We start from the raw sequence: 12,594 nt of genomic DNA on the forward strand, positions 1-12,594 counted from the left end.
ATGGCATCCTCAGTTCTAAGACTCCTTTATCATAAGCAATTCTCCACGCCCGATCTTCGCCAACATCTGCCATCAGTGCCTGATAGGTTGACCAGCTTACACTTCGCAAAATGATGCAATTTTCTGGGGAAACTTGCTGTGGTTTAGGAGCTAATGTTGTACTTTGCATCTGGTGCTTCCTCCGTCGTTTTATGAATTTTATGATGGGGTTAGGTTAAGTTGGGTTAGGTGGTGATAGGCTTGCTGAATGACTCCTTGACCGCGCAGTAAGCCGGTATTGGCTCCAGGACAGAGGTATTCTAAGGGTTTGTCTTTAAGGGTCTCTAACAACTGTTGGACGCTGGCGAGTTGTCGCTTCCAGTGGAAGGTTTTGCTGGTGCGTAGGGGGGTGGGATGGCCTTGATTGTCGGGGAGCAGATGACGACCGGTAAATAGGATGCCTCCTAGGGATGGATCGTAGAGACACGAAGATCCCGGAGAATGGCCGGGAGTCCACAAAGCTTGGATTTGTTGGTTAGAAAAGGTGAATTGGTGCTGGAATGGGGTTACACTCAATTTGGGTAAAAGATAGGCCTCTTGTTCTTGGATGATGATTTGGCAGTTAAAGGTTTGTTGAATTTCACGAACTTTGGCGATCGCCCCCCGATGGGTCAAAAATAGGAACTGTACGCCTCCTTGGTTTTGTAAGAAGTCTTGGTTGGTCTGATTCCAAGCGGGACAGTCAATGAGGATATTGCCTGCATTGCCTACAATGAAATAGGAGGTTGCTCCCAAGGTCTCTCGATTGGGAGGAAAGGCGAACCGGTTTTCCAAAATAACTTTGGGTTGTTTTGGAGGTAGGTTCCGATCCTTGGGATTTCCACGATATGAAGATGCCATGACTTTGTTATTTCTACTGTTGCTTGGACTAATCACATATTTTATTGTGCAGCGTGGTGTGGCCAGCAGCACAAACACCCCAGTGTGGATTTTGTGGTTGGTGATGATGACTCCGGCCTTGGCCTGGACGGTATGGATATGGGTACAGGGAGAAGAGAACCCGCCACCTTTGGGGGTGATGGTTGCCTTGTTTGTTTTCTCTTCTATGTTGTATTTATATTTAATTCAAGTGGGACGCACTGCGCTGCAAAATAAGCCTGAACCTGAGTCTGAAGAGGAATCTAAGGCTTCTATGCCTGCGCCCTTGAGTGTGGAAGAACAGCGACAATTGCAACAGTGTTTTCCTTGGTCTGCCTATGCGCTCCATGAGACGGAGTGTAAGGGCCCGGTGGTGATTTGTCGGGGTCAATTGCGTACTTCTTCAGATGTGGCTTATCAGACGGTGCGGGAGAAGATTGAGGCTCAGTTTGGCGATCGCTTTTTGATTGTGTTTCAAGAAGGATTTGAGAGTAAGCCGTTTTTTATCTTGATTCCCAATCCCCAGTTTCAGGCTAAAACCCCCCAACCTCGACTCACTCGACCGCTCACCGCTTTGGGATTGTTGGCTCTAACGGTCTTAACCACCACACTGATGGGAACCCTGGCATTTTCCGATCGGGTCTCTCCAGAAGTGGAAAATAACCCCAATTTGTTGCTGCAAAATCCCAGTCTTTTGGCTCCGGGTCTGCCTTATGCGATCGCCTTAATGACCATTTTGGGCATCCATGAGCTGGGCCATTATCTCATGGCTCGGCGCTACAAAATTAAGGCTACGTTGCCCTATTTTATCCCTGTGCCCTTTTTCCTGGGAACCTTTGGGGCCTTTATCCAAATTCGCTCCCCCATGCCCAATCGTAAGGCTCTGTTTGATGTGGGAATTGCCGGCCCCTTAGCTGGGTTAGTGGTCACCATTCCCATCTTTCTCTGGGGGTTGTCCCTCTCCGATGTGATTACGGCCTCGGAAAATACCAGCATGTTTAATTTTGATTCCCTTAATCCTAAAGCTACGGTGCTGTTAGCCATTCTCAGTAAAATTGCCTTGGGGCATCAGTTAACGGCCGATATGGCTGTGAATCTCCATCCCGTAGCGGTGGCTGGCTTTTTGGGTTTGGTGATTACCGCTCTGAATTTAATTCCGGTGGGTCAGTTGGATGGGGGCCATGTGGTTCATGCTATGTTTGGTCAACGAACAGCCGTTGCTATTGGTCAGGTGTCCCGGTTATTGGTGTTGATTTTGGCCTTTTTGCGCCAGGAGTTCCTCTGGTGGGCGATCTTTTTACTGTTAATGCCGATCGCCGACGAACCGGCGTTAAATGATGTGACAGAATTGGATAATGGTCGGGATCTCCTGGGATTATTGGCTTTGGTCATTTTGGTGATGATTGTGTTACCGGCTCCCCCTACGTTAATTGAATGGTTCTATGGCTGATGATATCCGCAAGTGGTTAGAGCAAATTCGTCAATTGCAAGAGCAAATGAGGGATTTGCAACAGGAGTGCGATCGGGCTTACGCCAGTGCTGCCAATTGGCAGCGCCTTTATGAAACGGAGGCCCAACAGCGCCGTCAGGATGCGAAGCAAGCGGCGCAGAAACTCCAACGGCTTCAACATGAGTTGGAGAATACAGAGCCACCCCAACCTCAGTTATCTGGGGATATCACCCTGGTGGAAGAAGAGCTAGACAAGCTAGAGTCGGTGGAGGAGGCGAAAGCTAAGTTAGTGGAGATTCTACAAGAGCGCGATCGCCTCCTGCAAACGGTTAAGTCCCTATCTCACGATCTGCAAACGGAAAAGACACAACATCACCAAACCCGTCAGAACTTAACTTCAGCCTTGGGAGATGCGATCGAACGCTTAAATCAATTGAAAAAAGGATAAACTCAGCATTCTATCGCTATCTAAAGACGATCTCGTTTTGCCTTGAATAAATCCACAGGCTTCTTGGGCAGCATCTAACATATGGCGTAGCCGAGTTTCATCATCATGGTTTGACATATTGTACCACTGCTTCCGCTAATACTTCTTCCCGAAAATAACGACTTAGATCGCCTGCTGTGCGTAAATCAGCTTTCCGTCCAATTAAGTTAGATAACTCAATTTCCATGCCTGCCAAACGAATTAAACCCGGAATATAATCTGGTTCAAAAGTAACCAAAAAATCCACATCACTCTCTGGGGTGAAATCATCTCTTAACACTGAACCAAACAAACACAGTTTCTGAATATGATGGCGCTGACAAAACTGAGAAATCTGCTCCTCAGAAATATTAATGGGTAATGTTTGGGTTACCATATTATTGAAAATTCAAAACTAAATTCGGCATAAACTTCTGTAAGTTTCGTAAAGATTTGCTTTGCCAGGTAATCTCTTTCGATCCTAAAACAGTGAGCTGAACCTCTATCTTATTTTTTCTGAGATTAGAAACAAATTTAGACAGAACTCGAATCCCCGAACTATTCAGAAATTCTAGCTTCTGAAAATCCAGGGTTAAATCCTCTGATTTAGAATTAACCACGTTTTCTAGGAACTCAGTGATGGGGCGGTACTCCGAGGGATCTCTGAGGCTTAATTTACCCTCAAAGAAAACTGTAGTTAATGAGGAATCATAGTGAATACAGTAATCATCCTCTCGTAGTTCTGTAATCGTCATTGTTCCTCTGGCAACGTGATATCAGAATTTTTCTAATCTTAAATTGTAGCACGAACAAAAATAATCAGCAACTAGAGGCGATCGCCCGTTATCTTCCTCCTAATCACCAAAACCGTAATATCATCCGCCAGACTTTGATCCCCAATAAACCCATAAAAATCATTCAATATCGCGTCTTTAATCTCCTCAACCCTAAGATCCCAATGGTTACGAATTACCTCACATAACTTATCCATTCCATAAGCCTGTTGTCGATCGTTTTCAGTTTCCGTAATCCCATCCGTATAGAGAACCATGCCATCTCCAGGGTTTAGCTCTAGAGCAACCTGGTCTAAAAACGGCGTAATTTCCTCATCAAAGGCAATCGGTATCCCTAAATCCACCGTACTCACCTGCTCAATGTCTCCAGACGCTCGCACTACAATCACATCCTCATGTTGCCCAATAATTTGCAATTTTCCGCGATCGTAATTCAAAATCGATAACGTTAAATCTCGATCCGCTTCCATCCTCTGCACATTGTGGTAAAGGGTACGATTAAGGATATCAACAAACTTTACCATATCCTCTTGCTGACTTTCTTTTAATGTCCGAATCGCCGTTTGCGTCATCACCATTAAAATTCCACTTTCCAAGCCATGCCCCGTTACATCCCCAATCCCAATCGTTACCCCTTCATCTGTTTGTAAAACATCATAATAATCGCCCCCAATTTCCTCAGCAGGCTGCATAAATCCAGAAATTTCCAAATCTTGAATCGCCTCTAACTCCACAGGTTTCGGCAGAATCATCGCTTGCATCTTTTGTAAAATGTCCAACTCTGAACTCATGCGAGTATTTTCCGCCCGCAATTTATGATTGAGCGTTTTAATTTGGGCATTCGCTTGACTTAACTGAGCCGTCCGTTCTCGCACCTTCTCTTCAAGTTGGGTATAGAGAATATAGAGCGATTCCGCCATCCGATTAAATGACCGAGCCATCAGACCAATTTCATCTTTAGTGCGGTCATGAAGGGTTAACTTAGAAGTCGGGTTAGCTGCGGTTTGGCTCATCACTTCAGAAATCCGAGTTAAACGATAAGCTACTAATTGGCCAAACCAAAAATAAATCACAATGGTAACCACTAAAGTTAATAGGGTAAACGTCAACCATAAATTATGCAAAGTAGATGCAAAATTAGCCCGTAAATCGGCAATGGGAACATAAATCATCAACGCCCCCACAATATCCCCCACTTGCCATCCAAAACCATTGGTACTTCCATAGCGTTGAATAATGGGTTTGGGCGCAACTTTCGGGTCTCCATGGCATCGTAAACAACTGGCGAACACATGGACTGGACTGGCTGAATAGAAGCGTTCTTGATTATCTAAGGTTGTATAACCGATCAATTTTTCTAGCTTAAGATTTTGACGGAATTTTTCAATAATACTCACTTCAAAGTCATTGGCCGTATTAATGGGATTAGTGGGATTAATGGTAGCGGGTTTGTAAGTATACTCAGGCAGAGCTAAATTAAACTCTTTTACTACTTCACGAGTAGCAAAATTGGCAGATAAAACCTCAATGGGTAAATCGTCCGTTATTTGCTCGACAGAAGGTCGTAGGGAGTGGGTCATATAGTTTTGGGTGGCTTGCGTAAAATGCAGCACCAGTTCAGTCCGATTTTGGGCTTCTTTCTCCAAAACCTGAACTTGCAGTTGATGAATGTACCAAGCGCCAGTGGCCATGACGACCACCAAACACGCGAGGGTAACCAGGATGAATTTGACACGGATAGACATCGTTTACTGAAGTTCTTTAAGCCGTTGTTGTAATGTTTCTAGTTTAGTGGCTTTTTCCGATTCAGTTAGGGTATCATCCTGTTTAATAGCCTCGATCGCTCTAGCCGCTTCTAATTCTCGAATCACGTTCCAGGTGCGATCGCTGGCTGGATCGAATCCCGACCACACTAAAGGTTCTAGGATGTCTCGGTCAGTAAAGCGATAGAAAAAGTCCTGAAGTTCCGTTTTCAGACATTCGGGTAAATCTTGACGATAGGCCAAGGGATCTCCAGGAATAACGGGAGAAGTCCAAACCACGCGAATATTTTCAAAGGCTTCTGGATCAGATTGTTTTAAGCGCTGCAATGCTTCACTATTATTCGTCGCCACCTCTACCTCTTGATTGGCAACCGCTAAGACTGTATCTTCGTGGGAGCCTAAAAACGACACGGATTGAAAGATATCTTGGGGTTCAAAATTATTTTGAATAAATAGATAGTAAGTCGGAACCAGAAATCCGGATGTTGATTGCCGGTCATTAAAGGCAAAGGTCAGATCCTGGCTATTGTCTAAAATAACTCGATCGCCATCTCCCTCTTCTAGATTAATTTGCTCTAATAAGGGATGATCTTTATGCATAATCAGATGGGCGTAATATCCCAAATAGCCTTGACTGCTCACGGTTTGGGCAAAGGCTTCGGCTTGGGATTTTTCGGCTGCTTCAATATAGGATTTGCCACCATACCAAGCGATTTGAATCTCTGCTTCTCCCATAGACTCAATTAAGTCACCGTAATCTCCGTAGAACGGCAATACTGGCCGGGCGATCGCTTCTCCCACTTTCTCTAATAAGGGAGTCCAAATTTCCTCTAATGTCTCTTCTGATTCAGCCGCTAGAATGCCGAAAGTTACTTCGGTGATTTCTGGGGCGCAGGACTCGGCGGATTCACTTTCGGTTGCTTCAATTTCTGCGATCGTCGTTTCTGGGCTAGAACCCGCCGTACAACTGATTAAGAGCGGCGTAGACACTAGGGAAAGTAAAATGAAGGAACAAAGGGATTTTTTTTTAGGTAAATCATAAACAATATCTAGACTCAGATCTTGCATACTGTGGCACAAACCCAATCGATTGTCAATTTGAGTCCAGCCATCTTAAAATGAAGATTACCTGAACTTAAATTTAATCCCAAATCCATGACTGGTGATTTACGACAATCTGCCCCCGCAACTCAACGGAATCGAGAACCGATCTTAAATGTTTTAGAACGAGTGTTACCGTCACAGGGAACGGTTCTAGAAGTGGCTAGTGGAACTGGGGAACATGCCGTATTTTTTGCCCCTCGCTTAAAACCGAGAGCTTGGTTACCTTCAGACTTGAATCCTCAGTTACTTGAGAGTATCAAGGCTTGGCAAGCTCATTATCCTAGTGATTTTTTGTATCCTCCAATTCGTTTAGATGCCCAAAATCTGCCTTGGAATTTGGGAGGATATCAATCAGAAATTACGGCTATAGTTTGTATTAATATGATTCATATTTCTCCCTGGGAAGTCGGCTTAGGTTTGCTCAAAGGCGCTCAAGAAGTTTTACCGTCCCAGGGAATTTTATATTTATACGGGCCATACAAACAAGAGGGAGAACATACGGCTCCGAGTAATGCGGCGTTCGATCGCTCGTTACGCTGGTCTAACCCCCTTTGGGGGGTGCGTAATTTAGAGGATGTGATTGAGGTGGCTCAGGCTCACCATCTGCGTCATTTAGAAACTCTAGAGATGCCTGCCAATAATCTCTCGGTTGTCTTTGAGCGAGTTTAAGGCTGTTTTAACGTTTCTATTGTGACCAGGGAGCAAGATGCTCCCACTCCTCCCTCAATCCAAGAAACCGGGTTTTTCAGGTCGCTTTTGCCTCGGAACCGATATCGGTGAAAAAACCCGGTTTCTAAAGCTTTAAACCAATTTCAAATTGGGATAAGCGGCTAAGATATCATCGCTAGTCAGGGTATCGCCACTGGCTTGGGGAGTCCAGAGGACTTCAATAGCCAAGAGGTTATCTTCTCCTAACGATCCGATTTGACTCAGGGCACGGCGTAAGTCTTGGGAACCGTTAATGGTGGGTAATTCTAGTTTACCGAATGTGGCTGCAACTAAGGTCACGACAATATATTCCCCAGATGCTTGTTCTAACTCATCGGTTGCTTCTCCCGGTAATGCGCCCTTACTTTCCGCTTGCTTGAGTTGGTTATTGTAATTGGAGAGGGTTTCTTCGGTGAACTTACTGCGTTCGGCGATCGCCAATTGGTTAAACTTCGCTTCCGCCGTATCTAACCGTCCTGGAGAACTTTCGGCACTGCCATACACCCAGTATTCTGGATGACGCAACAGGGAAAGGGTCGCTTCTTGCAGAATTTGGGCACGTCCAGAACCGGTACTGGGGTCGCTCGTTTCGGCAATCCGGTCTAGGTCTGTTTGCAAGCTGCGAGCATCGGCTAAGAGTCCCACTTGCACTTGGGCAACGGAAGCCGTGGGATTAGAGCTACCGGTGAGCATGTCTCCATCCCCATCATTGAGACGGCGCACCGTTTGCATGAGGAAATTGGCGATCGCCACAAAAATCAGGATCGTAAACAGCCCGCCAAATCCCCCTCCAAAGCCGAAGAAGGGCAGTAAAAAGGGAAAACCGAATCCCCCCCCAAACCCGTATCCACCGCCCGTATAGGTGCGGCTAGGGGCGCTATAGCTGCGGCTGGGAGCGCGGAAAGAGCCGCCCCCAATGCGTCCGCCGCTTCTGGCTGCTAGGGCACTGCTGGCACTACCCAACGTGAGGCCAACCATTAAAACGATGAGTACCAGGGATTTCCACGCGGTTTTTCCATTGAGCCAAGATTGATTTTTCATGGGTTATGCTCTTGAACATCGTGATTACTACAATTAGAGGGGAACTCAGATCATGTTCTCCTCCCTTTAAAGTATCTTTAGATTCAAATCTTGGGATTGTCGGTTATCCCCCTTTGCACAGGTTGGGTCATCAATCCCAGGGATGATGTAAAGAATTGTTGCGTCTTGCATAAAAACAGGTGGAAAAAAACGAGAACCCTATAGAGGGGTTCATATATTCCACTCTGCACATACTCTGCTGTTACTGACGATTCTAGTGAATCTATGCAGGACAGATACTCAGTTTGCAATCTTTTTAGATTGAGAAACAATCACCATGGAAGACTATAAAACCCAATCATTTTCATTATCCTCTACACTCTTAGCACTGACCGCTACCGTTGGACTGAGTGCGATCGCTACCCCCGTGCAAGCGGGTACAATCCGTCACGACCGCTCCGACTCCCAATATCGGAGTCTCGCCAACCTATTTCCCAGTGTCGGATATCTCAGTGCCCGCAACTCAAGCAGTAGCTGGGCATGTTCCGGAACGCTCATTGGCTCCCGATATGTCATGACCGCCGCCCACTGTGTCGAAAATGGCTCATACATGAATCAAGGCACATTCTGGGTAGGCAATAATCGTTATTCTGTCACCGGATTAACCGCCCATCGAGATTGGTTTTCAACCGGTCGCAACCTAAGATTAGGCAATGACATCGCCCTTCTCGCCCTATCTAAATCCGTCAGGGGAGTCAATCCTGCCTCACTCTACACCAGCTTTAATGAAGACATCAGCCTAGGCACTTACGTTGGCTATGGCAAAACCGGTACAGGTCTCACCGGAGCGATTCATCGCGGTGGAACCAAGCGAGCTGGACAGAACATCATTGGCACAGGTAATCGACTAGGATACAGTACCAATGTTTTGGTCTCTGACTTTGACGACCCTCGTACCAGCAGATGGTGGGACTCCTTAAGCCAACCTCTGAATTTAGAGTATCAACTTGCCTCCGGTGATAGCGGTGGAGGCCTGTTTATTAACGGCCGAGTCGCAGGGGTTCATTCCTTTATCAGTTCCCGTGATGGGAACACCAATGCCAGCTACAGAGACACCTCTGCCTCCACCCGTGTTTCCACCAAGAAAAACTGGATTTGGGGAGGATTAAATGCACTCGGCAAGTTTTTTGGAGGGTCTAGGTCTACAATTGCTCAGTCTAATCCCAGTGTACCCGCCCCTGCTGCGGCTCCCCCTGGTGGCTCCTTGATTCCCTCTCTAATGGAGCTTAACCCAGAATATGACTACTTTGACCCGAACCATAGCATCAGTGTTCTTGAGGATACGGGTTTTTATGCCGATCGCGCCAATGTCCCAGAACCAAGCAGTCTTTTCGGGTTAGGTTTAGTCGGTGCATTCTTAGTCAAGCTCCGGTTCCGTTCAGCACGTAAAAAATAACCATCTGGCTCCATTAAGAAGTCAGCCCTAGGGCTACAGAAAATCGATGAGAGTGGAAGATTGCCTTCCACCTCCTGTTCCTGCTGGCTTCAGATTGTCAACAACCAAACGTTCAACCTACGAGATACTGATGAAACTTCAATCTCTTCCGTTCATTGCCGCCACCTCAATGATGGCATCCCTATGCAATTTAATCGTCTCCCTTCCCGCTCAAGCCAATTTTACCTTTAGCCGCATTGCCACCACCGAAGCCAATCCTTTTGGCAGTTCTTATGACAACCTTGGCATGGGATTAGGAACTCAAGGGGGAATGTCGAGTTATAAGCCCAGTTCTCTGTTCTCAGAAATTGTCAACACGCCTCAACGCCGGGGTGTTGCCGTCAATACCACTACCAGCACCGTTGCTTACTATGCAGAAGAAAAGGGCATTCAGGGCATCTATACCAGGACTGGCAATAATCCACCTCAATTAATTATCGATACCTCAGCCACATCTGGCTTCAAGAGTATCGGTCAAGGGATGGCGATCAATAACAAGGGAACCGTTGCGTTTTTTGCCACAAAGAAAAATGGAGAAACGGGCATTTTTACCCATGATGGCGTAGTCGGAAACCCGCCCAAACAGATTGCCAAAATTGGCGATCCGTATACCAGCATTTACCCTGGTGTTTCCATCAATGATGATGGCACAGTTGCCTTTCTTGCTGCCATTCCTCCCAGTAATAGTCCGATTTCCTCAATCTCTAGCTTTTCGCGATCGGAAGTTTTTACCAGTGACGGAACAACAACTCACAAAATCACCGATTGTACGGGTTTGGGTGCAGGCAGTCAGGCTTGTCCTTTAATTCCCACATCACCCACCATTAACAATGACGGTGATGTAGGTTTTGCCAGCAAAAACGGCATCTTTACCAGCAGTCCTGGCTCGCCCATCTCCGTGATTATGGCGGATCAGGGAGGTCAAAATTTTTGGTTAAACTACTACCGAGAACCCAATATCAACGACAACGATTTGGTTTCTGCTTACGCTCACAATGCTGGGCCAGGCCAGTTGATTTTTTCCTCCAATGGTGTTCAGGGTCAAATGGTAGTCGGGAATAATTTTACGACTCGTAATGACCCGTCCACCTTTTTGCATGTTGGCACAAGCGCCATCAATAATAGAGATATTGTGGCATTCATGGCCAATCAAATTGGTGTAGGTAAGGGGATTTTTATTGGTGCTGACGCTCAAAAAGATAAAGTCATTGGTGTTGGCTCTACCCTGAATGGTGCGAAAGTCCTTGACTTGGCCATGGATCGGGAGAGTTTCAATGATAATAATGAGATCAGTTTCTGGGCGAGATTAGATAATGGCACTCAAGGAATTTATCGGGCTAACAAGTTTGGTGATTCTCAATTTAATCCCTTTATGCCCAATTGTGTGCAAAATGGTGCAACCTTTAGTTTTTGCAATGCGAAACCGAGACTATGGTACGATCCGCCCTCTGCTTATGGCTTTGACTATCAGATGACCTCAGATTCTCTGTTTACCGAAATTATGAATCTTCCCGTTGGGTTTACCGATCCATTTAAGGTCATGGTTGACAATATTTTTCTGGGTGAATTTACAGCCGGGGATAGCGTCAATTTCAGCGATTATGCTGGGTTATTGGGCGATCTGTTGATTGAAGGATCTGGGGTAAAAGCCTTTAGTGTTTTAGGCTTGAATGTCGATCCAAGTAATCCTGATGTTTTCCCCATCAAACTCGATGCGAATACGGAGACAATCAGCTTCGATATGTATGCCAGAATCCAGAAAGACTCTTCTGATATTCCAGAACCATCAGCACTGTTCGGCTTGATTCTGGTTGGCACAGGGTTCTTGTTGAATAAGGGAGTTCAACAGCGCCGGTAGACCTATCAACTCAGAAACCGGGTTTTCAGATGACTGCGGATTCATGTCCGCGAAGCGGAAATACCATAATTAAAAATGTAGCGGGCAAAATGCCCGCTATAGCGCTGCGCTCTATAGTGTTTACAAATACTGGAAAATGGCATCTTGCCCGCTTGTTCGATATCAAAGCTATAGCAAGGCGCGATCCCATTCTGCGACCTGACTACCAATTACCCATTACCTCTTACCTAATTACCGCGCGTTTCATGTCTGCGAAGCAGAAAGCGCTATACTTTAACCCATTTCGAGGTCTCCACACCATCAATCCCAGGGATGATGTAAAGAATTGTTGCGTCTTGCATAAAAACAGGTGGAAAAAAACGAGAACCCTATAGAGGGGTAAATTTAATCCACTCTGCACATACTCTGTCATTTTTCACGATTCCGGTGAATCCCTACCATCATGAGCATCTTCAAAAACCTCCGTCGTCAAAACGCTCCTAAAACCGCTAAACCCCAGTCCGAGCCAGGTCAAACCTTCATCCTCGAACCCATCCTTACCCCTTCCGGATTTGTAGACGTTGATGGAGGAGATGAAACCCCGGTTACAGATGTAGAAGTTAACATGGGGGGAGACACTACAGAAACTGAGAGCGTTGAAACCCAAGAGGTAGAGGCAACTCCAGACACTGACTCGGAAGAGGTTAGTAATGCAGACGAGACCGATGATACAGAAGAGAGCAACCTTCCTGAAGCCACCGACTCAGAAACCGAGCTAGAAATAGAAGAAGAACTGCCCTTTTTTGACTCGCTCCCGGAACCCAAAGGCACTGAAGAGGGTGGAGAGAGTCCCGGTGTAGAAAGCAACGAAACGATTGAACCCGATGGCGAACTGATTTCTGCTCTGTCGGCGAACTCTAGCGAACCCGAAGAAGCGGAAACCCCAGACACAGAGGAGACTGCGGTTGCCGAAGAGAGTGAAGAAGAGACAGAAGCAGACAGGGATGAGACGACCCCAGTTTTAGACATCTCCCAACCTAATTTTACGTTTGATTCCGGT

The 12,594-nt window shown here is 46.2% G+C and carries 12 protein-coding genes and 1 pseudogene; 6 read left to right on the plus strand and 7 right to left on the minus strand.

All coding sequences use genetic code 11. From position 1 onward, the window contains the following. Positions 1-198: 198 nt before the first annotated feature. Positions 199-879: an MBL fold metallo-hydrolase gene (locus PJF56_RS04160; protein ID WP_283761384.1), complete on the minus strand. Its 681-nt coding sequence runs from the start codon at positions 877-879 to the stop codon at positions 199-201. Here PJF56_RS04160 and PJF56_RS04165 point away from each other — a divergent pair. Both PJF56_RS04165 and PJF56_RS04170 read left to right on the plus strand, forming a co-directional pair. Further along, on the plus strand, positions 878-2,347 hold the full coding sequence (locus PJF56_RS04165) for a site-2 protease family protein (RefSeq protein ID WP_283761385.1): 1,470 nt from the start codon (positions 878-880) through the stop codon (positions 2,345-2,347). The two genes, PJF56_RS04160 and PJF56_RS04165, sit on opposite strands and share 2 nt — an antisense overlap. Beyond that, positions 2,340-2,795 carry a hypothetical protein gene (locus PJF56_RS04170; protein WP_283761386.1) on the plus strand — a complete coding sequence of 152 codons (456 nt, stop codon included), beginning with the start codon at positions 2,340-2,342 and terminating at the stop codon, positions 2,793-2,795. The genes PJF56_RS04165 and PJF56_RS04170 overlap by 8 nt, the downstream gene beginning before the upstream one ends. On the opposite strand, the gene PJF56_RS04175 is transcribed toward PJF56_RS04170, so the two are convergent. From PJF56_RS04175 to phnD, 5 genes are all read right to left on the minus strand, one after another. Then, positions 2,772-2,912 carry a ribonuclease HepT family protein gene (locus tag PJF56_RS04175; protein ID WP_283761387.1) on the minus strand — a complete coding sequence of 47 codons (141 nt, stop codon included), beginning with the start codon at positions 2,910-2,912 and terminating at the stop codon, positions 2,772-2,774. The two genes, PJF56_RS04170 and PJF56_RS04175, sit on opposite strands and share 24 nt — an antisense overlap. After that, positions 2,899-3,210 carry a nucleotidyltransferase family protein gene (locus tag PJF56_RS04180; protein ID WP_283761388.1) on the minus strand — a complete coding sequence of 104 codons (312 nt, stop codon included), beginning with the start codon at positions 3,208-3,210 and terminating at the stop codon, positions 2,899-2,901. Before PJF56_RS04180 ends, PJF56_RS04175 begins: the two co-directional genes overlap by 14 nt. Before the next feature lies 1 nt (position 3,211). Next, positions 3,212-3,568, minus strand: a complete 357-nt coding sequence (locus tag PJF56_RS04185) for a slr1659 superfamily regulator (RefSeq protein WP_283761389.1) — start codon at positions 3,566-3,568, stop codon at positions 3,212-3,214. A gap of 71 nt (positions 3,569-3,639) precedes the next feature. After that, a complete protein-coding gene (locus PJF56_RS04190; RefSeq protein WP_283761390.1) occupies positions 3,640-5,352 on the minus strand; it encodes a c-type heme family protein in 1,713 nt (570 codons plus the stop codon). Positions 5,353-5,355: 3 nt separating this feature from the next. Further along, positions 5,356-6,438 carry a phosphate/phosphite/phosphonate ABC transporter substrate-binding protein gene (phnD, locus tag PJF56_RS04195; protein ID WP_283761391.1) on the minus strand — a complete coding sequence of 361 codons (1,083 nt, stop codon included), beginning with the start codon at positions 6,436-6,438 and terminating at the stop codon, positions 5,356-5,358. An 87-nt stretch (positions 6,439-6,525) separates the two neighbouring features. Here phnD and PJF56_RS04200 point away from each other — a divergent pair, with 87 nt between their 5' ends. Then, on the plus strand, positions 6,526-7,143 hold the full coding sequence (locus PJF56_RS04200; RefSeq protein ID WP_283761392.1) for a DUF938 domain-containing protein: 618 nt from the start codon (positions 6,526-6,528) through the stop codon (positions 7,141-7,143). A 132-nt stretch (positions 7,144-7,275) separates the two neighbouring features. On the opposite strand, the gene PJF56_RS04205 is transcribed toward PJF56_RS04200, so the two are convergent. Further along, positions 7,276-8,223, minus strand: a complete 948-nt coding sequence (locus PJF56_RS04205) for a DUF1517 domain-containing protein (RefSeq protein WP_283761393.1) — start codon at positions 8,221-8,223, stop codon at positions 7,276-7,278. Between the two features lie 316 nt (positions 8,224-8,539). On the opposite strand from PJF56_RS04205, the gene PJF56_RS04210 reads away from it, so the two are divergent. From PJF56_RS04210 to PJF56_RS04220, 3 genes and pseudogenes are all read left to right on the plus strand, one after another. Further along, entirely contained in the window at positions 8,540-9,658 is a 1,119-nt protein-coding gene (locus PJF56_RS04210) for a trypsin-like serine protease (RefSeq protein WP_283761394.1), read from the plus strand. Positions 9,659-9,788: 130 nt separating this feature from the next. Continuing rightward, positions 9,789-11,555, plus strand: coding sequence for a PEP-CTERM sorting domain-containing protein (locus PJF56_RS04215; RefSeq protein WP_283761395.1), 1,767 nt, complete (start codon positions 9,789-9,791; stop codon positions 11,553-11,555). A 442-nt stretch (positions 11,556-11,997) separates the two neighbouring features. Then, positions 11,998-12,594, plus strand: a pseudogene (locus tag PJF56_RS04220) (hypothetical protein); the annotation flags it as partial.

This window comes from Roseofilum halophilum BLCC-M91, from assembly GCF_030068445.1.
Classification (GTDB): Bacteria; Cyanobacteriota; Cyanobacteriia; order Cyanobacteriales; family Desertifilaceae; genus Roseofilum; species Roseofilum halophilum.

Coding starts and splice junctions, on each gene's coding strand:
- PJF56_RS04160 (WP_283761384.1), bottom strand. CDS start 879: ATGGCATCTTCATATCGTGGAAATCCCAAGGATCGGAACCTACCTCCA.
- PJF56_RS04210 (WP_283761394.1), top strand. CDS start 8,540: ATGGAAGACTATAAAACCCAATCATTTTCATTATCCTCTACACTCTTA.
- PJF56_RS04175 (WP_283761387.1), bottom strand. CDS start 2,912: ATGTCAAACCATGATGATGAAACTCGGCTACGCCATATGTTAGATGCT.
- PJF56_RS04205 (WP_283761393.1), bottom strand. CDS start 8,223: ATGAAAAATCAATCTTGGCTCAATGGAAAAACCGCGTGGAAATCCCTG.
- phnD (WP_283761391.1), bottom strand. CDS start 6,438: ATGCAAGATCTGAGTCTAGATATTGTTTATGATTTACCTAAAAAAAAA.
- PJF56_RS04170 (WP_283761386.1), top strand. CDS start 2,340: ATGGCTGATGATATCCGCAAGTGGTTAGAGCAAATTCGTCAATTGCAA.
- PJF56_RS04200 (WP_283761392.1), top strand. CDS start 6,526: ATGACTGGTGATTTACGACAATCTGCCCCCGCAACTCAACGGAATCGA.
- PJF56_RS04180 (WP_283761388.1), bottom strand. CDS start 3,210: ATGGTAACCCAAACATTACCCATTAATATTTCTGAGGAGCAGATTTCT.
- PJF56_RS04190 (WP_283761390.1), bottom strand. CDS start 5,352: ATGTCTATCCGTGTCAAATTCATCCTGGTTACCCTCGCGTGTTTGGTG.
- PJF56_RS04215 (WP_283761395.1), top strand. CDS start 9,789: ATGAAACTTCAATCTCTTCCGTTCATTGCCGCCACCTCAATGATGGCA.
- PJF56_RS04185 (WP_283761389.1), bottom strand. CDS start 3,568: ATGACGATTACAGAACTACGAGAGGATGATTACTGTATTCACTATGAT.
- PJF56_RS04165 (WP_283761385.1), top strand. CDS start 878: ATGACTTTGTTATTTCTACTGTTGCTTGGACTAATCACATATTTTATT.